Source organism: Brucella rhizosphaerae (assembly GCF_002252475.1).
GTDB classification, from domain to species: domain Bacteria; phylum Pseudomonadota; class Alphaproteobacteria; order Rhizobiales; family Rhizobiaceae; genus Brucella; species Brucella rhizosphaerae.
Window position 1 is genome coordinate 181,534 of record NZ_NNRK01000035.1, and the last position, 23,820, is coordinate 205,353.

The window sequence follows — 23,820 nt, forward strand, 5'->3', positions numbered from 1 at the left end:
GTGTTGTGCGGCGGCTGGGAATGCGAGTTTTGACGGCCACGCTTTTGGGGTCGACATGCATTTATGCCTTATCCCTTTCTGTAACGGCAAACGCTCAGGCGCAGGCTCAACGGCAGGTTTCGTTCAATATTCCTGCGGGTTCGCTCTCTGCGGCGCTGGCAAGTTTTGGTCGTCAGGCCGGTATGCAGGTCACTTATCAGCCGCAAATTGCCGCTTCCAGGCAGGCACCGGCTGTATCAGGAAGCATGTCACCGCAAGATGCTTTGTCACGCGTCCTGTCCGGGTCGAGCCTTTCCTATCGTTTCACCGGGAGCAATACGGTCGCTCTTTCCGAACGGTCGGCAGCAGTGCAAGCCCCTCTGGCAGCCGACGGTACGACTTTGCTTGATACGATCACCGTCACGGGTGGAAGCGGTGCGGTCGCAGCCGATGCTCCATATTACACCGCCGCACCGACATCTTATATTGCATCTGAAACCATCGAACGTTTTCGCGGCTCAAGCCCGGCTGATATTTTCCGGGGCACACCGGGTGTGATGTCCGGCGAAGCGCGTAATGGTGCGGGTTCCGTAGACGTCAACATTCGCGGTATGCAGGGCATGGGTCGTGTTGCAACTACCATCGATGGCGCGGAAAACAGCGTGACGGTCTATCAGGGTTATCAGGGACTTTCCAACCGCACTTATATCGATCCTGATCTGATCGCAGGCATCGATATCAACAAGGGGTCGGATGCATCATCGCGCGGTATCGCAGGCAACGTCGCTATCCGAACCCTTGATGCTGACGATATCGTTAAGGAAGGCGATAGTTGGGGAATGCGTGTGAAGGGTGAGTACGGATCAAATTCCTCCTCGCCTCATGCGGGTGCCAAAGGTGGATATGCATGGCCGTATTCGCCGAGCAATGTTCCGGAGGTGGTTGGGTCGCCAGACGGAATGGATCGACCGTCGTTCCTCACCCCGACCAACGGTTCTGCCAGTGTTGTTGCTGCGATAAAGGAAGAGAACTACGACATCTTCGCGGGCTATGCCTACCGCAAGCGCGGCAATTATCACGCAGGCAAACATGGCCCTGCAGCAAATCCAGTGAATATCGGTCCTGCCACGACCTGTAATTCGTCCGGTTCCTGGTGCCAGAACTGGCCCGAATATATCGAAAATGGCGGACTTACGAATTATCGTGCAGGCGAAGAAATTCTCAATACGCAGCTTGAAACAAAATCCTTCCTGACAAAAGCGACGCTTCGTTTTGATGGCGGTCACACGCTGAAACTTGGCTATACGGGTTTCCGTGGCGAGGCTGGCGATTTGTTGGCATCCCGCTTTACAGGGGACCGCTCTCAGCCGGTGCAGCAGGACCTTACGTCCGGCACGAAGCTCGATACAGGCACCATGCGTTATTATTGGAACCCTGATGACAATGAGCTCATCGATCTGAAGGCCAATCTCTGGGTAACGAAGCTGGAACTGCGTAATCCGCGGCGCGGCAACATGATACCGACATCGGAGTCGCTCGGTCTTTCGCCAGATTTCCGCACGGGATCGAATACGATTATGTGGGGCGGAGATGTTAACAATAAATCCAAGTTCTCGTTTGGGGATTATGGTGATCTCGATCTGAATTACGGCGTCTCTTATATCAGGGAGGATACACGTCCGAGCAACTATACCAACGAGCTTGAAGGCTGGCTTAATCTGCGCGATGCCTATCGCGATGAACTTGGTATCTTCACCAAGGCAGCCTATAAGCCAGTGGACTGGCTGACACTGAATGCCGGCCTGCGCTATTCGCATTATTGGTCGCATGACCGGCGCACAGAGGCCAATAGTGACGCACAGATCAATACCGAACCAAACCGTGATTCAGGTGGCTTCAGCCCATCGATTGGCGTCACGGTCGAGCCGTTCGATGGCAGTCAGCTTTATGTGAACTATTCCAATGCGCTGCGGTATCCGAGCCTGTTTGAATCTGTGTCGGCATTCACCATCATTCCGAATACCAGCTTGCAGCCGGAACGCTCCAGCAATTGGGAAGTGGGTGCCAACTTCACCAAGGATGGTCTGCTCAATGATGACGACCGAGGCATGGTTAAGTTCGGTTACTTCAACTGGGACGTCAAAGATTATGTGGCGCGCGCATTCCGCGATTTCTACGACGATGGCGGTAATTTTTCCTTCTCCGGTATGCAGGTCTACAATATCGACCGTGCACGCTTCTCAGGCCTTGAATTCTCAAGCCGCTATGAGGCCGGTGGATTTACCGCTGATTTCGCGGCAAACTATTATCTCGATGTAGAGTTTTGCCGCACATCCGACACATGCGGAAACAAGTCGCTCTATGGTGATTATGCCACCAATCAGGTACCGCCAAAATATACGGTCGATCTTACCGTTTCCCAGAAAATGCTGGAAGACAGACTGACCCTTGGTGGCCGCGTTTCCTATGTTGGTCCACGTGCTATCGGTCATGGCGATGTCACGGCAGTCGGTGCAAGTGAGTTCATTTCGCAGACGCGCTGGAAGCCTTACACGCTGATCGATGTGTTTGCTGAATATAAGATCAATAACAGTCTGACAGCGACGGCTCGCATCGAAAATCTGACGGATCAGTATTATGTTGATCCGCTGGGTCTGGTGAACCAGCCGGGACCGGGCCGCACTTTCTATGCAGGGCTTACGAGCAATTTCGGTGGCGATCAGCGTTTGCCGCAGCTTTCGCCATTTTCGCGCTCGCAAGGCGGCGCGCCGGGCATCGACTGGACTGGCTTCTATGGCGGTGTTCACGCTGGTATGACATCCGGGCGTACATGGGGAACCACGACGGCATTTGACGGCACGGCTGATCCGATTTCTGGTAGTGAATCTGCGGATCGTGGCTTTGGAAACTCAGCGCTTTTCGGTGTACAGGCTGGCTATAATTATCAGTTCAACAACCGCGTGGTCATCGGCATCGAAGCTGACGTGAGCAAGACCCGTCTGAAGGGCACACAGGCAGCTTATATGCAGGAAGACTGGATCGCTGCACAGCAAGACATTGCCGGTATTCAAGCCAATACCCATTATGAAATCGACTGGACGGGGTCTATTCGTGGGCGCCTTGGCTATGCGCTCGATAACCGCTGGCTTGTCTACGGCACGGCAGGTGTTGCGTTCGCACATGAAAAGCAGACCCGCGACCAGTATCGTTATGCGGAAGATATTCTGGGTAAGCCGAACTCGAGCCTGTTTTTTGTCGATAAGCAGTCTGGAACACGGGCAGGCGTTACAGTTGGCGGTGGCGTGGAATATGCAATCAACGACCGCTGGTCGGTGAACGCCGATTATACCTACAGCCGCTTCGGCAATCGCAGTTTCAATTTCGAAAATGCGCGTGCGGGCACTGGTGGTAACTATACAATCAGAGAGCAGACGGGCGTGGAAGTTACACCGCCTGAACCATTCCTGTGCGAAATTTTGGGAGGTTCCTTCTGCGAACCAACTGAAACACCCGTCTACAAGTATACGGAGCACACTGGCAGCTCGAATGTCGTAAATGGCCGCAAAGCTTCCAATTCTCTCGACACTCATACGGTCAAGCTGGGGCTCAACTTCCACTTCTGATTGATTTGAAGTGCGTCATTTTGTGCAAAGGCAGATTTTTTTGCCTTTCCATTGCAAAAAACAGCTCCCTCAATCGTCTTAGTAATGAGAAAGGCTTGCGTCTGCTGCATATTGGCCAGACCTCGCCTGCCAACAGGGATATACCACATGACTGACGCCAACGTCCTTGAGCAACCGATTGCTCTTCCTCGTTCGAAACGCCTGAAGGCGCGCACGACGGGGACGCATGAACGCCTTGATCAGAGCATTATGGCAGGCGATCCATTTGCCAGCCGTGAACGTTATGCGTTGTTTGTAGAGGTTCAGTATCAGTTCCATCGCGATATAGATGCACTCTACGATGTTGCGGCGCTCGATGCGTTGCTGCCGGATTTGCAAGGTCGTCGTCGTTGCGGGCTTGTGGGGCAGGACTTGATTGATCTTGGCGCAGACCTCCCGGCAGCTGACGGTTCTCTTGCTTTTTCAGCAGGCGAGGATGTCGATCTGCCGACTGCTCTGGGCTGGCTTTATGTCGCTGAAGGCTCCAACCTTGGCGCGGCATTTTTGCTCAAGGAAGCCTTGAAGCTTGGTTTGTCGGACCAACTTGGCGCCCGTCATCTGGCTGGTGCGCCGGAAGGTCGAGGTTTGCATTGGCGCAGCTTCACCGCAGCTCTCGACGAGATTGAGCTAACCGATGCGGAAGAGGAGCGTGTTGTTGCGGGGGCGGAAACCGCCTTTCGCCGCGTTCACGAACTGGTGCGGACAATCTTTCATGACCGGCTCTGATCAGATATCTGCGGGGCGTGAGGCTGCTATGTCCTGTCGCCACGCCACCTATCCCGATGAACGTCAGCGAGCTGGCTATCTCGCACTGGGGCTTTTGTTGGTTGCTGCGGCCTTGGTCGGCTCACATGTCCGGCTGATGCCTTCAGCCTTGTTTGTCTTCGTTGCGTTGCTTTGTTTTTTGCAGCTCTCATCCAAAGCCCTGTGCTGGCTGGAGACAAACAGGATCACGCGCCGTCTTATCGATACGTGGCGCAGGCTTGGCACGTGGCCTCGGTTGTTCAGGCTCTACCTGCTCGCTGTTCCTGCTGTGATCTGTCTGGCAGCGCTGGCATTCGGACCTCGTGCGCTGTGTCTGGAGTTTGTCATCAACGGAATACTGTGTGCGGGCCTGTTGCTCTTTGTGGGGCCTCAACGCCGTCAGACAAAACACGTGACTAAATAAAGATTGTTGTGATGCGATTTACCCGACAGGCTGAGCTTTCGATAGAATTTCTCGTTCTTTGCGCTCGGGCATCTGCCGGAAGTGCCGTCACCACGCGCACGGCGGCAGAAGCAACCGGCACGACGAAAGATCATGCAGCCCAGATCGTATCCGAGCTTATTCATCACGGGTTTCTGGTTGGTACGCGAGGGCGGGGTGGCGGTATTCGGCTGGCGCGACTGCCCAGGTCGATCAATGTAGGCACGGTGCTGCGTCTGATGCAGCCGGGCTTTGATGAGCAGGCAGCAAAGGAGAGCGCATCAGGCTCTGCATTCGGCATGCTGCTGCAAGCGGCGATGCGCTCCTTTGTGGCAGCATTTGACGATTTCACCATTGCCGATCTTGCGATTGAAAGCAGCGACGGACGGCTGGCCTGTCTTGATTGCGATCTGCGAACGCTGATCAATCACGGGCAGATGCTGTCTGAGCTGCGGCGCAGAGGCGATTACACCGATGCGCCTGCCTGGGCTGGCGTATCATGAACGGGGCTACCGATAGCAAGGGTCTGCGCGGAGGCGCAAGGGAGCTTGCACTTTGGGCGGGGGCGAGCGTGCTCGTGCTATCTTTGCATATGGGGGCTGCGATGTGGCTTCTGCGTAAGCCGGAAATGATGGCGGCCGACAATGCACCACCAGCCGCGATCATGATTGAACTCGCTGAAACACCGGAAGCATCTGAGACCGAAGAAAACGAGATAACACCCGACGAGGTGATGTCCGACGCAAGTGCTGCGGCTGAGAAAGTTGAAGAGGCGGTTGACGAGCCTGAGGTCGAGCAGGAATTGGTTCAGGACGAGCCGGAGCCTGTCGAAGAAGAGCCGCAAGAAGAAATGACTCAGCTCGACAAGGTCGAGGTTCCGCTGCCGGTCGCAAAGCCAAAACCACCGGAACCCAGGAAAGAAATCGTCAGGAAGGAAGAGCCAAAGAAGAAGCCGGTCAAGCAGCGCCAGCAGGAGCAGGCATCATCCAGGCAAGCCGTCAAGGCACAGGCGCAAGTGGCACAATCCAACCGTACTGCGGCACGACAAACGGCTTCCGGCCTGTTTGCTTCATCCATGACGCCAGCGCGTTGGCAGTCGCGCCTGATGGCGCATCTGGAGCGTCGCAAGAAGTATCCTTCCGGTGCAAAATCGCGTCGGGAAGAGGGGGTGGTTTATGTTCGCTTCCGCATCGACGATACCGGCAAAGTACTGTCGGCTGCACTTGCACGATCGTCAGGTTGGCCGGAGCTCGATGAAGAAGTGCTCTCGCTTGTAAAGCGCGCGTCACCTGTGCCAGCCCCGCCGCCTGATGTGAATAAAACAATCACGGCGCCAGTCAAATTCAGCAGACGATAAGCAGATACGCCGAAAAAAATTTCCGGCGTATCTTCATGTTAGAATTTGCGGCTGAAAGAGACTTTCAGGTTACGGCCCGGCATGGCTGAGATACCATCGCTGAGATAAGGCTCGTAGTTCTTGTCGAATACGTTTTCCAGTGCCAGACGCAGTTCAGAATCCTTCATAAAGCCTTGTGTCGGCGTCCAGTTGAAGAACAGATCATGCACGGCATAGCCGGGGGTCTTGGGCCGATTATAGCTCAAATCACCTTTGACATATGAGGTTCTGTCCTGCTTGTCGACAAAGGTCCCCGTCCAACCAAAATTGATATCCTGATCGGGAAGCTTATAGCCGAGGGTCGTTACAACCGTCGTCGGCATGATGTCATTGATGTAGCTGTCAGGTCCGTAGATGTTGTTGAGCGTGCCCTGACGTCTGCCGATCATGTAAGTGAGACTGGCATCTGCGAACATGAAGCTGTTCTCATAATGCGCTTCCAGCTCCACGCCACGCGAATAATAGGAAGGCATATTCCAGTAAAACGGAACTTCGCCGTCTTTCAGGCCGACCTTGTTCGCACTGCCCACACGCCGCGCCACAGGATTGGTGACATGGTTGTTAAAGAAGGAACCACGCACCATCAATACGTCGCTCTCGGTGAAGATACCGCTGAATGAAGTATCCGCACCGATGTTAATCGTGTTGTTGCGCTCGACTTTAAGATCGGGGCTGGTTCCTGATGTTTGGGTGCGCCCACTCTGCACGGAATAGATTTCATCAATGTTGGGCGCGCGCATGGCATAAGCCCAATCGGCGAAGAGCCGTGTGGTTGGCGTAATCTGGTATGAAGCGCTGAGTGCTGGTGTGAAACCGTGATGTGAGGTCGCCGAATAGTCGTGTCCGGCTTTCGGATCGTTATAGATCGTGGCTCTGTTTGGCACGCCTTCGGACCGCACATAGTCATAGCGAATACCGGGAGTGATCGTCAGCTTGTCAGTGATAGCCATACGGTCACGAATGAAGAAAGACGTAACATCCTGTTTGCCGGCAGGCATAATCCATGGTGCGTAATAGCCGTAATTGTAGCTCTTATCGTTCTTTTTGGTGATATCGAACATCGTCACATCACGAACGTGATGATTATATTGCACGCCGTAATTCAAGCTGTGGTCGATGCCGCCGAGTTCAAAGTTGGAGGTGTTTTCGGCCTCAATATGAAAATCCGAGTATTTCGCATCATTTTCGGTGCCGCCAAGAGAGGCTGTACCGTTCACGCCGGTCGCGCGTTCAGCATGCATGTCTGTCGAGGAATAGCTTGCCATGATGCGGGTATTCACGAGATCGCTGTCGCCATCATAGGTGTGCTCGAAAACGGAGGTGAAATCCTTTAGCTCACGCCAGGCAAGAAGCCTGCGCATTGCTTCCTTATAGGCAGGCGTTCCGGGCACAAGGCTGTTGCTCGAGGGCTGAAGCTGGCCTCGAATTGCCGCGAGTGGTCCCCAATTGGCACTTTCACCGTAAAGAACCGAAGCCCTCACCTTGTGACCGCCATATTCGCCGGAGAGTTTGCCGGAGAAGGATGTCAGTTCAGAGCTTGAGTAGTTATAGGTCTCGCCACCACCGATGCGCATGTTGTCGCCCTTGCGCCAGGTGAGGCTTGCAAGCCCGTCGAAAATCATGCCCGTACCGAGATTGGAGCGGCCATAGACAGCGCCTGTTTCAAGAAACTGCTTGTTGGCCGTCTGATAGGCGGTCTTGCCCCATGCACCCCAGCTTTCGCCCTCACGCAGCATATCAGCCGCGTCCTTGCTTTCGAGCTTGATCGTACCGCCAAAGCCGCCATTCCCGTAACGAACGGAAGTTGCCCCTTTTTCGATCTCGACGCGCTTGAGCAGTTCAGGTTCAACAAAGATCGTGCCCTGATCATATTTCTCAAAGTTCTTGGGCGCTCCGTCGAGCAAAATACGCACATCGGTCTGGCGTGAGAAACCGCGGATCGAAATAGACTGGCCTTCGGTGCGAACGCCGCCCAGCATTGCGACGCCGGGGGTCTTCTTGATAAGTTCCGGAATTGTCGAGGCCTGTGCCTGCTGCAACTGTTCCGATGTAATCTGAGAGACGCGCGGGTCGAGATCAACAAAATTCACGCCGGTTATCTGTGAAAAGCTGATCGTATCGAGCTGCACTGCACCTTCGACAGCAGGTAAAGTCGCGTTGTTTCCAGCTGCTTCACGCTCCAGCCGCACCGTGCGATTACCCGTGAAGCGGTACTGGATATCTGTGTTGCGCAGCAAAGCGGAAAGCGCTTCTGCGGGCGCCATGGTTCCGCTGACGCCTGATGTGTTGAGCCCGCTGGTTACAGATGCATCAAATGCGATTTGCAGGCCCGTTTGAACGGCAAGGCGATTAAGAGCGGTTGCAAGCGAACCAGCCGGAACTTTGACAGCGACGGATTGCGCTTCAGCCTGTGCAAATGCGGGTGTGGTCAGGACGGGGCTTAAAATCGTGCCACTCAAAAGCAGCGAAGCAAACAAGGGACGTGCGCAGGCGTTTAAAACGCGTGAGGAGGGGCTTTTCATGTCGTTTCCAGTCTCAACGTTCAAGGCGTTGGGAGTTCGGTTGCTTAAGCACTTGCGCGTGGCGCACAAACTGCCTTTCATAGACTGGACGAATGAAATTGAGGCTTTGGGACATTCGGCAGGAAATTAATTATGTAGCACTGTGAGTAATGAGCCCACTCGCACGGCTTTCAGTTCGAAAGCTTTGATAAAATCATCAAGCGCTGTTGATGGGGCAGACAAATCGAAGGTGCCGGTTATCCTGCGTTCGGCGAGAGCGCTGCTTGCAATCACCACCTCACCGGGGAGATGGCGGGCAATCTCCTCGACCACATGACCAAGCGGCTGATCTTCAAAGATCAAGCGGCCACTGCGCCACGATGCGGCGAGTTCGGGATCGACCATAGCGACTTGTCCGATACCGGCAATATTATCGTAGAAAACACTCTGTCCCTGTTCCAGACGCAGCGTTTCGCGTGGACTGAAGGCCGATGACGTGGCGCTGGTCTGCACCTGAACGGCATGTTCGGTGACAACCACATCCGCACCGCCATCTTTCAGCTTCACGTCGAATTCCGTACCGAGTGCGATTACTTCGCCATAAGCCGCGCTGACTGTGAATGGCCTCTGAGGATCTGGCGCAACGGTGAAATAGGCTTCACCACGAAGAAGCTGAACCTGACGTTTATTCGTTGTGATGTCGAAAGCAATTGCCGAGCCTGCGTTGAGCTGGACGGTCGAACCATCTTCAAGTTTGATGATCGGCATTTCGCCGCTTGCTGACATGGCATCTGCGCGCATCCGCATCGGACCGTCGAAAGCAATAAAGCCACCCGCGAGAGCCCCGAATAACACCATGGAACTGACAGCGGCCCGCACCGGATAGCCCGGCTTTCTCGCAGCCGTTCGGGCGAAATCCGCATCCTGCAGGAGAAGAAAGCGAGTGTCGCTGAAAACACGCGAAGCTTTGTCAAAAGCCAATTCATGCCTTGTGTCGCTTGCGCGCCAGAATGCACAGGCTTCGACAATGGCCATGTCTTTGGGCGAAGCCTGAAGCTGCATCAGCCAATCGACAGCCTGTTCCTGAATGAGACGCTCGGCCTTGTCTTGTGTCTTCGCTGTTGTGCGCATCATACCTGATCCAGTTCATCGAGCCTGATGAGGCAATGCATGAGTGCTTTGCGAAGATGTCTGTCCACCATATTGCGCGTAATTCCGAAGCGGATGGCAATTTCATCTGGCGGCAGATTGCCAATCCGGTTGGCGATGAAAACGCGACGCTGACGCAATGGCAACTCCATGATCGCATCGCGCAGGCAGGCGAGGCGTCGCGGCGTATCAAGCGCGATGTCAGGATTTACGTCCTTGCAGATGATGTTAGAGGCTTCTTCTTCGGTGCCGGAAAAGAGTTTTGCTTCAAAGCGTTCGCGACGGAACCGGTCGAGACCGAGATTAATCGCCGCGCGTGTAAGGAAGGCACGCAGCGACGACTTGCCTTCAAGATCAGTCCTGCGGTCCTTGAGTCTCACATAAAGATCATGGACAATTTCATTGGCGTTGGAAGATACGTGTCCGCGTCGACGAACTGCACGACACAGTTCGTCATAATAATCTGTAATGGCAGCATCGATGTCAGCAATTTCCCGCAGAGGAAATGCCGAAGTCAGCTTGGATTTGTCAGATTGGTTCACGGCGGGCACCACATTTTTGTGGCGGCACCATAGGCATGCGCTTATTCAAACGCAATAATATATGAGAGCAATACTCATCTTATGTGATTGCTGTTGCATTTCGCCTACAACCCGCGTCTCTTCGCAACGATGGAGAGCACTCCACCGTTGCGAACGAGGGTAAAGCTTTACTTCGGCAGCTGAGCTGCGGCCTGCTTGATGGCCGATGTGATCTGTTGACAGAACGGCTCAACGCTCTTGCCAGAGGTTTTGGCGTAATCCTCGACGTCGGTCTCCTGACCCATCGACTGAACAACGCCCTTTTTGCCAGCTGCCTGTGCCTCTTCAAGGCCAGACTTGTCGGCGGGCGCCTGCATAATCTTCATGATGGACTGCTGGCTGTCGATATCTTCCTGCGTAGCGAAGCCTTTGTCCTTGCAATATTCGACGATGCCCAGCTGGTTCTGTGCTGCTTTATAGAGCGCTTCCGGTGTCATCTGCTGAGTGGCCTGGCCTTGCGCCATGGCGCTGCCTGCGGTGGCCGATGCCAGAATAAAAGCGCAGATACCTGCATTTTTCATCGTTTCAACCTTTCAATAATATCGCATTTCCCGCCCGAACGGACAGATAGAGCAGGTTCTGAAAAACGGAACCCGCTTTGAAAGGCTTAAAAGGCATCGCGAAATAAAGACCTGCTAATCGGCGTAACAAGTTTTTACTGCACATGGGGTTTCAGAGGCTTTGTTTCGTCACATTCCGGGTTGGAAGAGTTACGCCCAGAAGTAGCGCACGATATGGAAGAAGACGGGAGCCGAGAAGACCAGACTGTCGGCGCGGTCGAGCATTCCGCCATGACCTTCAATCATCTGACCCCAGTCTTTGACACCGCGATCCCGCTTGATGGCAGAGGCAACAAGTCCACCGAAAAAGCCCATGACGCAAGCGGTTGCGGCCAGTGCTCCCGCCTGAAGTGGTGAAAAAGGTGTGAGCCATGCAAGGCTCGCACCCAGCAAGGATGCAGCCGCAACCCCGCCGACAAAACCTTCCCATGTTTTGGACGGCGATATATTGGGCGCAATGCGATGTTTGCCGAACAGTTTGCCAAAAACATATTGCAGCACATCACTACCTTGAACGGTCGCGACCAGAAATGCGATCAGCAGCAGTTTTTTGCCTTCAAATCCCGGAATATCCAGTGTCATCAGCGCAGGCACATGGCTGATGCAGTACACCGAGAGCATAATGCCCCATTGCTGTTCGCTGATGCGCTCGAGAAACCGAGATGTATCACCAGACAATGCGGTCAGAACCGGCATGGCCAGGAAGCAATAAACCGGAATGAAAATCGAATAGAGCCCGTACCAGTCAATCCAGATCAGATAATACTGGACCGGAATGACCAGAAGGAACATGCCCAGCAACACGCGGTGGTCGGCCCTGCGTGTCTGGGTGAGCGTTGCATATTCCCGCAAAGATGCGAATGAAATGAGCGCGAACAGAACGATAACGCCACCTTTGCCGAACAAAAAAGCGATGCACATGGCGCCGACCATGATCCACCATGCCTTGATGCGGGCATTGAGATTAACGAGCGTAGAGGACAATGGCTTCGGTGCACGCCATGAAAGAACCCCGGCAACCGCGCTGGCGGTTACAAGAACACCCATGAGGCCAAGGAATAGTTGGGTCGTTTCGCTCATGGGTTACTACCATTATGGGGCTGAATATCGAGAAGGCTCTGGCGCGCGCGGATGAGAAACTCCTTGCGGTCTTCGCCCTCATGGAGCTGGACCGGCGCACCGAAAATGACGCGGCAGAGAAGCGGCACAGGCAGCATTGCGCCTTTGGGCAGCACGCGCGACATGTTTTCTATCCAGCACGGCACGAGCTCCACATCGGGTCGTGTCAGCGCCAGATTGTAGATACCGGAACGAAAGCGCAGCAGTGCCTCCTCCGTCATATTGCGGGTGCCTTCAGGAAAGATGATGAGCGAATGGCCATCGGCCAAGGCCTTCAACATGACCTCCATCGGGTCCTGTGTGCGCTCCACCCAGTTACGTTCAACAAGCACGGTACGCAGCAACACCTCCGCCATGAATTGCCGCACGCGATTTCCGCGCCAGTAATCTGCACCGGCAACGGCACGAGTGCGGGCACGCTCTTCCTGATTGAGACACGAAGAGAGCAGAATGAAATCGCCATGGCTGGTGTGATTGGCAAAATAGATGCGCTGGTTGAGCGACGGCCCAGTACCGCTCCAGATCGGACGAACGCCGGTGATCCCGCGTGCCAAGATTGCGAGAAGCGAGCCGAAAGTAGATTGCACATGATGGCGGATCAATTCATGCATATCAAAGCTCCGCCCCAAGCGGCAATGTGGCCATCAGGATTGATAAGACGATTGCCGCAATCAGAAAAAAGTGCAGACGGCCAAGAATACGCTTCGATCCTGCAATACGCTCCATAAGCGGGCGCAAGGTTTCAGGCTGGGCGCGCAATCCCATTCGTACAAGAAGGCTATCGACTTCTGTAAGCCCTTGCCTTTCATCTGCACTGGCTGCGATCAATCGGAAAAGTGCGGCATCAAAAAGCAGATGGGTCGCGATGCCCAAAACAATCAGAACACTCACGAACAGCAGAGGCCAGATGAGCCAGAATGCAAGATCATGGATTGAGCGTAAGAATGGAACAGTACCGAGTATCGCCACTGCAATACCCATGCCGATAAATGCATTGCGCCGCAAACGGCCTGCAATATCGAGCGCCTGCGAATTCATGCCGGCACCTCGAGATTATGGAGGCGCACAGGCCAGCCTTTGGAGCGAACAAGTGCTTCGGCTTCTCGTGCGTTGGCAACGCGCCCTGTTCCGATCAGCCAATCCACGGCAACTGTTGCACTGCGTTGAAAACCGAGCGCACAGCAGATAAGAACCGGGCCGTGATGTCGTGCAGCTTCAACCGCATTGGATGCCAGATGCACTGTGTCAGGTGCAGGGGCAATAAGATCCATTGTGCTGAAGCTTTTCCATTCAACCGTATTGCGTGGCGCAACCATTTCGGCCGCCAGGTCAATGACGGTCGTAAACTGATTGAGTTCTGAGGCATTGGGAAAGCGGCCGAGAAACACGCCATCGGAAAGTTCAACATGCGGCGGTAATTTGCGTGTCCAGAACCGGATGTTCAATCGCGCGAAGAAGCGATAGGGAGCCAGAAGCCAGCGACTTGCCAGGCTGACTGTTCCATCTGTGCGTTTCTGAAAGACCGCAACACCTGTACCCAGATAACAGAGCGCAACAATCGCCAAAGCAGCGCCAGGCCAGAACCAGAAAATCGCATAGCCAGTCGTGCCAAGGCCATGGATGCCGAGTGCCAGAAAAAGCAGTGCGCCTGCGAGATAATAAAGACCCAGTCGGCGTGCCTTTGGGTTTGAATTCAAGTGAAAACCTGCAAGCGGTGACGACCCGTTACGCGGGAAAAGCCACAATGCGAACAGCCCGAGCAAAGCGCCTGCAGGAATATCGACGGCGTGATGCTGATAGGTGGTCAGTACGGATAATCCGATCAACAGACACCAGACATGCCAGACGACGCGCATTGCACCGCCCATCATTCGGCGCATCTGGTCCCAGATGATAATCAGCAGCGCGATATGAAGTGACGGCGCCTGATTGAACGGCTTGTCGAAACCGCCGAGCACTTCAAACATGAAGCCTGGCAGGCCGGAGGTTTCAGGCTTCACAAATGTTGCCGTCAGCGGAAAGGCGACAAAGCAGAGAACAGCAATGATCTGCGCCGTGAGATAGCGCTTTGCCAACCGATCAACCTGCTCCGGGCTGTCATTTATGAAAAGCGCAATCGCATAAAACAGATTGACCGACCAATAAGGCACAATGCTCCACGCGATAAAGGGAATATGACCTTCCCAGTTAAAGGCAAGATTGGGTACCGCATGGCGCAGCGATGCCAGCCAATTGGATGTACCATAGGTCAGATAAAAGAACGGGCCGAGAAACAGAAGCCAAAGGATCGCGCGGCGGATTACAAGCCGCCGCGATACCCCATCGATGCTCCCAATGGCCGCTGTCACGCTTGAGTTTCTCCAACCCGTTCGGCGATGCAAACGGTGAAGATGCCCCATTGATCGATGCGCTGTTCGAGTTTTCGATAACCAGCTTTTTCGACAAGCTGATCCATTTCGCCTTGTGTGCGGCGACGCATCACCCATGCCTGTCCGCCGCGGTGGGAAGTCAGCGCACGTGCAATCATTTCAAGCTGCGGATGCCATGGTTGATTGGTGTAGATCAGCAGCGAGCCGGGTTTCTGGACGCGGGCGAGGCCTGACAAAGACCGGGCGATCAGCGCGTTGTCTGGAAACAGTTCGTAAAGGCCGGAGACGATCGCAAGATCGGGTTGCGGTGTGACTGCTGCGAGGTTCTCTTCGTCAAACGCATCGCCTTCTTCCATGTGGGCGATGGCATCAAGGCCACGATCCTTGATCAGTTTGCGTCCAGCGAGCACATTGATTGGCGAATAATCGCGCAAGTGAATGCTGTCCGGCATTTCGCCAGCGCGCGCCACGGCATCAATGACATAACGGCCATGGCCGCAGGCGATGTCGAGAATATTTGTTGAGCGGCCTTCGCTTTTCAGCCGCTTGATGGCCGCGCCGATCAGCTCTTCAAGATGGACCTTGCGCTGGCGAATACCACGCCAGCCGATGGCTTCAAGAAACTGCTTGTCGATGAGCTTGCCGCCCGGGCCCAGGCCGCGCGCTTCGTTCTCATACACATAATCAAGCGTCGAACCGGAATCAAAGCCAGTGCGGCGGCCAACTTTCAAACCTTCGGACAAAAGCGCACCAAAGCCGATTGAAGAGCGTGTCCAGGCCCAATAAAGACCGCGTGCAGAAAGCAGCGGCAGCGGGCTCGACAATTTGTCAGCCTCGTCGCGCGTATGGCCAGCAATATGGGCATCCGTCAGATCAGCGCGCTGCGGTTCTTCCGCAAAGCGTGCTTCGATGAAATCATGGATCAATGCAATTGCAGGTTTCCGATCTCTCTCGCCCAGCGTGTCGTGATAGAATCCTTTGAGCACATGGCGCTCTTTGATGCGGCTGCCAAGATTTTCAAAGAAGCGATGCTGCGGCGTTGGACGCACGACAAAATCGCTGCCGGAAATCAGCAACTGCGTTGGCACTGTAATGGCCCGTGCGTCATCCACCACACGTTGTGCCGCCTCGTGCAGCTGAAGCAGAATATGCGAGGCGATCGGGCGGGTGATCAGCGGATCGGTGCGATAGGATTCAATGCGCCCCGGATCATGGGTCAGAAACTGTGGTTTGACATAGGAGTTGACATAAAACGTCCCCTTCAGCTTCTGCCAGAGCGCAATACCCTCTTTGGCGAATGGTACGTAAAGCTTGATGTCAAAGGCAGGTGATGCCAACACCAGTGCGCGGATGTTGGGCGCATAATCATGCACCCACGCGCTCGCGAGAACCGCGCCGACACTTTGTGCAATCAGTGCCACATCCTCTATTCGGACGCCGGTTTCAGCGCGTATATGTGCAACAAAACTATCGAGATCATGGATCGATGCACCAAACGATGGCGAAAACCCACGTTCGCCGGGCGAGCGGCCATGGCCACGCGCATCCCACGCATAGAAAGCGTAATCGTCAAGGCCGAGTTCATCGACGAGGTGCGCAACACGCCCGCTATGTTCGTGACCACGATGCAGGAGAACAATCACGCCTTTTGGCGTTTGCGACCGTGCCGGCCAGAAGCGATAGAACAGTGATGTACCGTCGTGGGTGATGAATTGGGATTCTTCCGGCTCACGATGTGACGCCGTTTCATGCCCCGGCATTTCTGCGCGCTGGTTCATCAGTTCTCCTCTCAACAGGCCTTGTCCCACTTTTCGGGATGCACTCCAAGTTATTCAACCCAATTACTATTGAGTAGAATAGAATGTTTGAATAAACGAGCTAAGGCCGGTAGCAAATAGCTGATTTCTACATAATCGTCATTTCCATGAGTTTCGCGAAAGTTTCTTATGTCAGTTTATCAACTTAAGTCCCGCTTCCAGAACTTATTGAGACCTCTTGTCGTAAAGCTTGCATCGGCAGGCGTAACGGCCAATCAGGTGACTGTGACGGCTGCTTTAGTGTCCATCGTTCTGGGTGCTTTTCTTGGCTGGAGCGGAAATGCGATCTGGTTTGCGCTGGTGCCGATCTGGCTTTTCCTGCGCATGGCACTGAATGCGGTTGATGGAATGCTGGCGCGCGAGCATGGCCAGAAGTCGGTGCTGGGTGCTTATCTCAACGAAATTGGTGATGTGATTTCCGACGCGGCACTCTATGCGCCCTTTGCGATTATTGCACCGTTTTCTGCGGCTTGGATTTTCGCGATTATCTTTATCGCCACTTTGACCGAATTCATTGGTGTGACTGCAGCTTCGCTCGGATCAAGCCGTCGCTATGACGGCCCTATGGGCAAGAGCGACCGCGCTGTGGTCTTCGGTGTGCTTGGTGCCTGGGTCGCCATTGACGGTATGCTGCCTCAATGGATGTTCTGGTTGCAACCCATCCTTTGCGCGCTTCTGATCCTTACGGTGGTCAAACGCATCCGCAACGCAATGAAAGAAGCCCCGAACTCGTAAGCTCGGAGCCTCATTCTGTCTCAAATACTGTCGGCTTTATTGTTAGTGCGTCGAAACGAAAGCCGACATGCTGGTAATCAGCAGCATTCCAACTGTTGCGCCTGCATCCTGAAGGCCGATGGTCTTTTCCTGAAAGGCTGCAGCCTTGCCGTGCTGGGCGACCATGGTTTTGGTTGCTTCAAGTGCATCTTCGGCAGCCTTTGCTGCTGCTGCCAGTGCATCGGTCAAGGACGCACCAGCGGCGGCCTGAGCTTCCAGCGTGACAGCAATCGGGTCAAGCACATCAAGAAGTGTCTTATCGCCGACCTTGGCTTTGCCACGTTCGGCAATGCCATCGCGATAAGCGCGCCAGAAAGCCGCAATTTCTGCGGTTCCCAGCTCGTTGACACCGTCGCAGGCCTTGCTTGCTCGCAAAAAGCCGGTGGCAGTCAATGTACCCATGGTGGATGGCGCAACGCGTGCCATTGTGGTTCCGGCCACACGCAGCAGTTTTGAGATGCCAGAGGCTTCGCCTTCTGCATGGGCGGCTTCAGAGGCCGCCGCAAAAGCCTTGCTCATGGTGATGCCGAGATCGCTGTCGCCAACTTTTCCATCAAGCGCGATGAGGAATTCGCGCTGTTCTGCGAAAAGCTGCTTCCAGCTGTCGAAAAGATCAATCAGATCAGATGCTGTAATGACGTTCATAAGCGGACCTCAACCGGCAAAGTGCTTGAAGAATGGCGTGTTTGCGGAAGCGGCCACGAGAGGCTCGAGTTCTTCATCAAGATGCAGAACGGAAACCGAAGCGCCAGCCATTTCCATCGAAGTGGCAAATTCGCCGATCCAGACGTGCTTGACCTTTACGCCACGCTCATCAAAGAGCTGCGAAACGCGACGGAACATGATGTAAAGCTCTTCCAGCGGCGTACCGCCAAGGCCATTGACCAGAACGGCAACTTCGTCGCCCTTCGCATAGGTCTGCTCATTGAAAATGCGCTCCATCAGCTCGTCGATGACTGCATCGGCGCTTGCAAGCTTCTTGCGGCTGATGCCTGGTTCGCCATGGATGCCCATGCCGATTTCCATCTCGTCTTCGCCAATGGAGAAGGTTGCATGGCCAATTTCCGGCACAACGCAGCTCGAAAGTGCGACGCCCATGGTGCGGGTGCGCAGGCGTGCCTTGTCGGCAAGGCGTGTCACTTCATCAAGCGACAGGCCATTGGCCGCTGCTGCACCAGCTGCCTTGTAAACAAAGAAGATACCGGCAACGCCGCGACGCTTATGTTCTTCGCCGACAATAGATGAAGCGACGTCATCATTGCCAACAACCTGCTTGACAGCGATGCCATCGAGATCAGCAAGTTCTGCGGCCATATCGAAATTGATAATGTCGCCGCTGTAATTGCCGTAGATGTAAAGAACGCCGGCACCCTGATCGATAGCCTTGGTCACCTGATACATCTGTTCAGAGCTGGGTGACTGGAATACGCCGCCGACAGCCGCGCCATCGATCATGCCTTCGCCGATATAGCCCAGAAACAGTGGCAGATGGCCCGAGCCGCCGCCGGTCGCAATGCCGACCTTGCCGGATTTGATGTTGGCTGTGACCATGCAGCGCTTGTCGTTATCGACAAAAGTAAGCTCGGGATGCGCCCGATAGATGCCTTCGAGCATCTCATCCACGAAATTGACGGGATCGTTCAGGAATTTCTTCATGATTTCCTCTTGAGAGTATCGGGTTATTTCTTGCGTTGGCGGGTGACGAAGAAGGCAGCAGCCAGCAGGATGAAGCAGCCGACGACGAGACGCTGCCACGTGCTGGGGATGCCCACGAGCACCAGAACACTGTTGATGACGACGATGAGAAGCACGCCGAGGATGGTGCCGAACACTGTGCCGGTACCACCAGTGATGCGCGCACCACCGAGAACAACGGCTGCGATGACACTGATTTCAGTTCCGACAAAATCGAACGGGCTCGACTGACGGTTGGCGCAGACATGGATGATACCTGCAAGGCCTGCCAGACCACCTGCATAGCCAAACAGGAAGATATGAATGGTACGCAGATTATATCCGAGACGGCTGGCGATCTGGCTGTTGCCGCCCATGGCGAAAATAGCGCGACCCATCAATGTGCGGTTTAATATCCACCATGTCAGGATTGCAGCCGCAGGCAGCACCAGAAAATAGAATGGCATGGTGATGGTGGCGCCTGTTGCTGATTCAAGCTGGAACAGCGGCAGGCGACCAAAAGCGCCCATTGTCGGCGGCAGGGACATGATCCAGACTGTGCCGACAAAAGCCAGCAGGAAGCCACGGAACAGATATTGCGTGCCGATGGTGACGATCAGTGACGGCACATTGAGGTAATGCACCAGCAAACCATTGAGAATACCAAGGAAAATACCACCGGCAATCGCCATCAGAATGATGAAGATAATTGGCAGTTCCGGCATATAGGCCTGCACCAATAGCGTCAGCGAATAGACCGTGCAGGCAGCAATTGCGGTGAAGGAAACGTCGATGCCACCAGCCGCAAGGATGATGAATACACCAAGCGCGAACAGTCCCATCACAACACTGGCACGGCCAATATCGATCAGTGTCGAAGGTTGCAGAAAGGCCGGATTGATGATGGACACAATCGTGCAGATCGCGACCAGCAGAAAGAAGGTTATCGATTCCGGACGTTTGCGAATGAACTCACCCAGCTTGAAGGATTGGGCTCGGCCCAGATCTGGATCATATTGCGACGCGCTCATTGGGCATGTTCCTTCTGCGACGACATCATGGCTTGATAGAGCTGGTCCTCGGTTGTCTGTGCTGCATCGAATTCCGCAACGAGACTTCCGGCATTCATGACGAGAATGCGGTCTGCATTCTGCAGGAGCTCCGGCAGATCATCGCTGACGATGATGAGGCCCATTCCAGCTTCAGCCAGCGCCTGAATTGCGCGATAGATCGTATCTTTTGATCCCACATCGACGCCAACGGTCGGACCGTGAAGAACCAGAAGTTTCGGCCCGATGCTGAGCCAGCGGCCAATCAGCACGCGTTGCTGGTTGCCGCCTGAAAGCGCGCCTACCGGCAGGTCAAGATTGGTGGTGTTAAGCCGCATTTCCTGCATGAGCGATGCAGCGATATTCCGGCCCTTTTTCTGATCAACAATGCCGAGACTGTTGCAGAGCTTCTTAAAGATCAGTGCGATCTCATTTTCAACGATCGACTTGTCGAGGAAAAGACCTTCTGCCAGACGATCTTCCGGTACATAGCCTATCCCGCGATTAATAGCCTCTGCGGGGCTTCTGACCTCAGTCGTCTTGCCTTCAAGGCGGATCGTGCCGGAATGGGCTGGAGTGACGCCGGTAATCGCCATGGCAAGTTCATTGCGCCCGGAATCGGCGAGGCCGGTGATGCCAAGGATTTCACCCTTGCGAAGGCTAAGCCCGATATTCTTGAAACCGGAGGCCGTCAGATTGTCGAGTGTCAGAAGTTCTGCTTCACCCGGTTGGCCCGTGCGATAACGCTCGGCATCGATTTCTCTGCCGATCATCAGTTCTGAAAGCTGTTTCTTGGTGTAGTTTTCAATTGGTCCCTGTGCCACGCACTGGCCATCGCGGAAGACCACCGCATTGCCACCGATGCGGTAGCATTCATCAAGCTTGTGGGTGACGAACAGCACGGCGACGCGCTCAGCACGCAAACGCTCGACCACTTCAATCAGATTGTCCACTTCACGGCGGGTCAGCGATGTAGTCGGCTCATCCATGATGACGAGCTTGGCGCGTGTCGCGATTGCGCGCGAAATCGCAACCAGCTGGCGCATTGCAAGCGGCAATTCGGATACGATTGTGTTGAGAAAAGCTTTGTTTGTCGGGAGACCAACGGTGCTCAGCGCACGTTCTGCAGTTTCACGAAGCTGCGAAAGCTTGACGCTGCGAAACAGTCGGCCATTGCCTTCAACGAGCTGCTCATTCAGCGCTACGTTTTCGGCGACGGTCAGGTTGGGGATAAGTGACAGATCCTGATAGACAGTTTCAATACCAGCAGCGAGCGACTGGATCGGGTTCAGCGATGTATAGGTTTTTCCATCAAGAATGATCTCGCCTTCGCTGGGTGCGTGGGCGCCCGACATGATCTTGATGACGGTGCTCTTGCCGCAGCCATTCTCGCCCAGAAGGTGATAGGCTTGGCCAAGATCAATGGTCAGATCAATGCCGCGCAGCGCGTGAACACCACCAAACCGCTTATGGATGTTGCGCAGTTCGAGAAAGCGATCCGGAGACCGGTCATTGCTCGTCACATTGCCCATCGCATTGTTCATCGTAGTTGACACTTTAAATTCCTTTGTCGCTGCACCGTCGCGCGAGGTTACGATTGGCGCTACAGCTGTAGGAGCGGTCGGCTTTGGCTTGCCGCGCTAACGCTTTGAGATGCGCTCTGAGCAAATGATTTGCCGTGATAAATTAATCGACAATCAGCCGGGTTCAGCCACCCGGATGCAGCTCTATTCAGAGCGCATCCGGGCTTTTGACACTATCGCGCGAGGCTGAACGATGTCCCCGCACGATAGTCAGTCAGCTTGTGAGCCAGTCAGCTTGTGCAGAAACGCCTAGAACAGGTGTTCCTTGTAAGTGCTCTTGTCAGCGATAACCATGCCGTTACCGATGACGAGAAGGCCTTCACCGGCACCCTTTTTAACGCTGACCTTGTTATAGCCTTCAACGCCGAGGTCGGTGCCTTCCGTAACTTCCTTCTTTTCGAGCAGAAGCTTGGCAACCGCATTCATCGCCATGCCGGCCTTCTGCGGATCCCAGAAGCCGATTGCGGTGATTGCGCCGGATTCAAGAAGATCAGCCGATGGGTTCGGAAGGCCAGTGCCGACGAGGCAAACCTTGCCGCTCAGACCAGCTTCATCGATTGCACGGCCAACGCCGAGAACGTCGTTGCCAGCAGAAGTCTGGAAGCCCTTCAGGTCAGGATGCTTGCGCAGAATTTCCTTGGCCTTTTCATAGGTGCCGTTGGCATCGTCGAAGGATTCGTTGTTTGGATCAACGAGCTGCATGTCAGCATATTTCTTGGCATTTTCTTCAGCCGAACCAACCCACTGCATGTGGGTACGGCTGCCGAGCGAACCGACGAAAGTCGTCCACTTGCCGCTCTTGCCCATGCATTCTGCGAGACGCTCATTGAGTGCCGTGCCGTAATCCGCATTATCAAAAGCTTCAACGTCGGCCATGGTGTTGACCTGGTTGTCGGCTTCATGGGTCACAACAACGATGCCGCGTTCGATGGCGCGCTTGAAAGTACCTTCGAGAACAGCTGGATCCATTGGGACGACTGCAAGGGCGTTAACGCCCTTGGCAACGAGGTCCTGTACGATCTGAAGCTGCTGCGCTGCGTCGGCAGTTGCTGGTCCGCTCTGGGTTGCAACCACATCAGGGTTGGCCTTCTGATAGGCTTCAACGCCAGTGTTCATGCGGTCGAACCAGGGAATACCGCTGATCTTGACGACTGTTGCGATGACCGGCTTTTCCTGCGCGACGAGAGTGCCTGCGCTACCTGCGACGATAGCTGCGCCAATGATGGTGCCGGCGAGCAGTTTCTTGGTTATTGATTTCATGATTTCCTCCACACTTACAATCCCCCCAGAGTCTATGTTCGGGTGCCTGAGGGGTGAGCACCGATGGTCCCCTGACGGCGATTGCCGAGGGTAAAGAATCCCGCGATGTCGTATTTGCCGACTGCCAGGAAGGCGAGCAGCAGCAAGCCCCAGGCAAAGTCGCGGACGAAATTGGAAAGGCCGCCGAAGTTGAGCAGGCTGGACATCAGCTGCAACGCTACGGCGCTCAGCACCACGCAGATGACGCGCCCATAGCCACCTTCAGGTTTAACACCGGCCATGACGGCGATCAGAATTGCGACCAGCAGATATGAGCTGCCATAGTCGAACTTCACGTTGACGTTGCGCGCAGCAATGATGATGCCTGCAATCGCTGCCAGAAATCCGCTCGTTGCATAGGTGGCAATCAGCACGCCATTGCGTGGAAAGCCCGCAAAGATTGCGGCTTTCGGGTTGGTGCCCATCAACATCAGCCAATAGCCATAAGGGGTAAAACGCACCACCGCTGCGATCAGCAAAGCGACCGCTATGAAGATCAGGAAGCTGATTGGTACGGCGAGAAACATGTCATTGCCGATACGCGACAACAGATCGGGGCTGCCAACCATGACAGCGCGACCACTCGAAACGACAACAGCAAGACCCGTAAACGCCATCTGCGTGCCAAGCGTGCAAAGGATAGGGGTGATGTTGAAACGGGCAATCAGGATTCCGTTGATAATCCCGCCCGCGAGACCAATCACCAGTGCCAGCCCCATGAAGGCGAGACTGAAGCCAAGCTGGTTCTCGGCACTTGAGATGAACATCGAAACAATGACTGCGGAAAGCACGCCGGAAAGATTGGCCAGCGCAATACCTGAAAGGTCAATCCCACCATTGCCCGCACACATGGCCAGCATGACGCCGATCGCCAGAAGCCCAATTTCAGGCACCTGACCCGCCATCGATTGCAGGTTGAACAGCGACAGGAAAGATCCTCCCGAAATATACGCGCCAAGCGCGAGCAGTCCGAGATTGATGACAACAAGCATAGCAAGCTGATTGCTTGTCTTCTGCATGGTCTCCTCCTACCATGTTTAGTAAACAAAACTGTTATTCACTAAATAAATGAACACAAGCTTGGGGGTTGTCAAGCGTATTATCGGGGAATTATGGTTGCCT

At 54.6% G+C, this 23,820-nt stretch carries 21 protein-coding genes; 6 read left to right on the forward strand and 15 right to left on the reverse strand.

What is annotated here, in order from left to right:
- Positions 1-20 precede the first annotated feature (20 nt).
- The 5 genes from CEV32_RS22490 (at position 21) to CEV32_RS22515 (ending at position 6,184) form a co-directional block, all read left to right on the forward strand.
- On the forward strand, positions 21-3,602 hold the full coding sequence (locus CEV32_RS22490; RefSeq protein ID WP_235818867.1) for a TonB-dependent receptor domain-containing protein: 3,582 nt from the start codon (positions 21-23) through the stop codon (positions 3,600-3,602).
- A gap of 147 nt (positions 3,603-3,749) precedes the next feature.
- Positions 3,750-4,367 (forward strand): biliverdin-producing heme oxygenase, encoded by a 618-nt coding sequence (locus CEV32_RS22500; protein WP_094579355.1) that lies wholly within the window; start codon positions 3,750-3,752, stop codon positions 4,365-4,367.
- The gene (locus tag CEV32_RS22505; RefSeq protein ID WP_094579356.1) at positions 4,354-4,809 is read left to right on the forward strand and encodes a DUF454 family protein; all 456 of its coding nucleotides are present in this window, start codon (positions 4,354-4,356) and stop codon (positions 4,807-4,809) included. Before CEV32_RS22500 ends, CEV32_RS22505 begins: the two co-directional genes overlap by 14 nt.
- 11 nt (positions 4,810-4,820) lie before the next feature.
- Entirely contained in the window at positions 4,821-5,330 is a 510-nt protein-coding gene (locus CEV32_RS22510; protein ID WP_094579357.1) for an Rrf2 family transcriptional regulator, read from the forward strand.
- On the forward strand, positions 5,327-6,184 hold the full coding sequence (locus CEV32_RS22515; protein WP_094579358.1) for an energy transducer TonB family protein: 858 nt from the start codon (positions 5,327-5,329) through the stop codon (positions 6,182-6,184). Before CEV32_RS22510 ends, CEV32_RS22515 begins: the two co-directional genes overlap by 4 nt.
- A gap of 38 nt (positions 6,185-6,222) precedes the next feature.
- Here the strand turns inward: CEV32_RS22515 and CEV32_RS22520 are convergent, their stop codons facing one another.
- The 9 genes from CEV32_RS22520 to CEV32_RS22560 all read right to left on the reverse strand — a co-directional run bounded on the left by CEV32_RS22520 (position 6,223) and on the right by CEV32_RS22560 (position 16,280).
- Positions 6,223-8,745, reverse strand: a complete 2,523-nt coding sequence (locus tag CEV32_RS22520; RefSeq protein WP_094579359.1) for a TonB-dependent receptor — start codon at positions 8,743-8,745, stop codon at positions 6,223-6,225.
- 126 nt (positions 8,746-8,871) lie between these two features.
- Positions 8,872-9,858 (reverse strand): FecR family protein, encoded by a 987-nt coding sequence (locus CEV32_RS22525; RefSeq protein WP_094579360.1) that lies wholly within the window; start codon positions 9,856-9,858, stop codon positions 8,872-8,874.
- Positions 9,855-10,415, reverse strand: a complete 561-nt coding sequence (locus CEV32_RS22530; protein WP_328587933.1) for an RNA polymerase sigma factor — start codon at positions 10,413-10,415, stop codon at positions 9,855-9,857. The genes CEV32_RS22525 and CEV32_RS22530 overlap by 4 nt, the downstream gene beginning before the upstream one ends.
- Positions 10,416-10,582: 167 nt before the next feature.
- Positions 10,583-10,975, reverse strand: a complete 393-nt coding sequence (locus CEV32_RS22535) for a hypothetical protein (RefSeq protein WP_094579361.1) — start codon at positions 10,973-10,975, stop codon at positions 10,583-10,585.
- Positions 10,976-11,164: 189 nt separating this feature from the next.
- On the reverse strand, positions 11,165-12,094 hold the full coding sequence (locus CEV32_RS22540; RefSeq protein WP_094579362.1) for a phosphatidate cytidylyltransferase: 930 nt from the start codon (positions 12,092-12,094) through the stop codon (positions 11,165-11,167).
- Positions 12,091-12,744 (reverse strand): lysophospholipid acyltransferase family protein, encoded by a 654-nt coding sequence (locus tag CEV32_RS22545; protein WP_094579363.1) that lies wholly within the window; start codon positions 12,742-12,744, stop codon positions 12,091-12,093. The genes CEV32_RS22540 and CEV32_RS22545 overlap by 4 nt, the downstream gene beginning before the upstream one ends.
- A gap of 1 nt (position 12,745) precedes the next feature.
- A complete protein-coding gene (locus CEV32_RS22550) occupies positions 12,746-13,171 on the reverse strand; it encodes a hypothetical protein (protein WP_094579364.1) in 426 nt (141 codons plus the stop codon).
- The gene (locus CEV32_RS22555) at positions 13,168-14,481 is read right to left on the reverse strand and encodes a phosphatase PAP2/dual specificity phosphatase family protein (protein ID WP_235818868.1); all 1,314 of its coding nucleotides are present in this window, start codon (positions 14,479-14,481) and stop codon (positions 13,168-13,170) included. The genes CEV32_RS22550 and CEV32_RS22555 overlap by 4 nt, the downstream gene beginning before the upstream one ends.
- Complete coding sequence (locus CEV32_RS22560) at positions 14,478-16,280, reverse strand: bifunctional alpha/beta hydrolase/class I SAM-dependent methyltransferase (protein ID WP_094579366.1); 1,803 nt, start codon at positions 16,278-16,280, stop codon at positions 14,478-14,480. The genes CEV32_RS22555 and CEV32_RS22560 overlap by 4 nt, the downstream gene beginning before the upstream one ends.
- Positions 16,281-16,448: 168 nt before the next feature.
- On the opposite strand from CEV32_RS22560, the gene CEV32_RS22565 reads away from it, so the two are divergent.
- A complete protein-coding gene (locus CEV32_RS22565) occupies positions 16,449-17,054 on the forward strand; it encodes a CDP-alcohol phosphatidyltransferase family protein (RefSeq protein WP_094579367.1) in 606 nt (201 codons plus the stop codon).
- 42 nt (positions 17,055-17,096) lie between these two features.
- Here the strand turns inward: CEV32_RS22565 and CEV32_RS22570 are convergent, their stop codons facing one another.
- The 6 genes from CEV32_RS22570 to CEV32_RS22595 all read right to left on the reverse strand — a co-directional run bounded on the left by CEV32_RS22570 (position 17,097) and on the right by CEV32_RS22595 (position 23,717).
- Positions 17,097-17,738, reverse strand: coding sequence for a dihydroxyacetone kinase family protein (locus tag CEV32_RS22570; protein WP_094579368.1), 642 nt, complete (start codon positions 17,736-17,738; stop codon positions 17,097-17,099).
- Positions 17,739-17,747: 9 nt separating this feature from the next.
- The gene (locus CEV32_RS22575; protein WP_094579369.1) at positions 17,748-18,749 is read right to left on the reverse strand and encodes a dihydroxyacetone kinase subunit DhaK; all 1,002 of its coding nucleotides are present in this window, start codon (positions 18,747-18,749) and stop codon (positions 17,748-17,750) included.
- 23 nt (positions 18,750-18,772) lie between these two features.
- The gene (locus tag CEV32_RS22580) at positions 18,773-19,798 is read right to left on the reverse strand and encodes an ABC transporter permease (RefSeq protein WP_094579370.1); all 1,026 of its coding nucleotides are present in this window, start codon (positions 19,796-19,798) and stop codon (positions 18,773-18,775) included.
- Positions 19,795-21,360 carry a sugar ABC transporter ATP-binding protein gene (locus CEV32_RS22585; protein WP_094579371.1) on the reverse strand — a complete coding sequence of 522 codons (1,566 nt, stop codon included), beginning with the start codon at positions 21,358-21,360 and terminating at the stop codon, positions 19,795-19,797. Before CEV32_RS22585 ends, CEV32_RS22580 begins: the two co-directional genes overlap by 4 nt.
- 288 nt (positions 21,361-21,648) lie before the next feature.
- Positions 21,649-22,659 carry a substrate-binding domain-containing protein gene (locus tag CEV32_RS22590; protein ID WP_094579372.1) on the reverse strand — a complete coding sequence of 337 codons (1,011 nt, stop codon included), beginning with the start codon at positions 22,657-22,659 and terminating at the stop codon, positions 21,649-21,651.
- Positions 22,660-22,691: 32 nt separating this feature from the next.
- Entirely contained in the window at positions 22,692-23,717 is a 1,026-nt protein-coding gene (locus tag CEV32_RS22595) for an ABC transporter permease (protein ID WP_094579373.1), read from the reverse strand.
- Between the last annotated feature and the right edge of the window lie 103 nt (positions 23,718-23,820).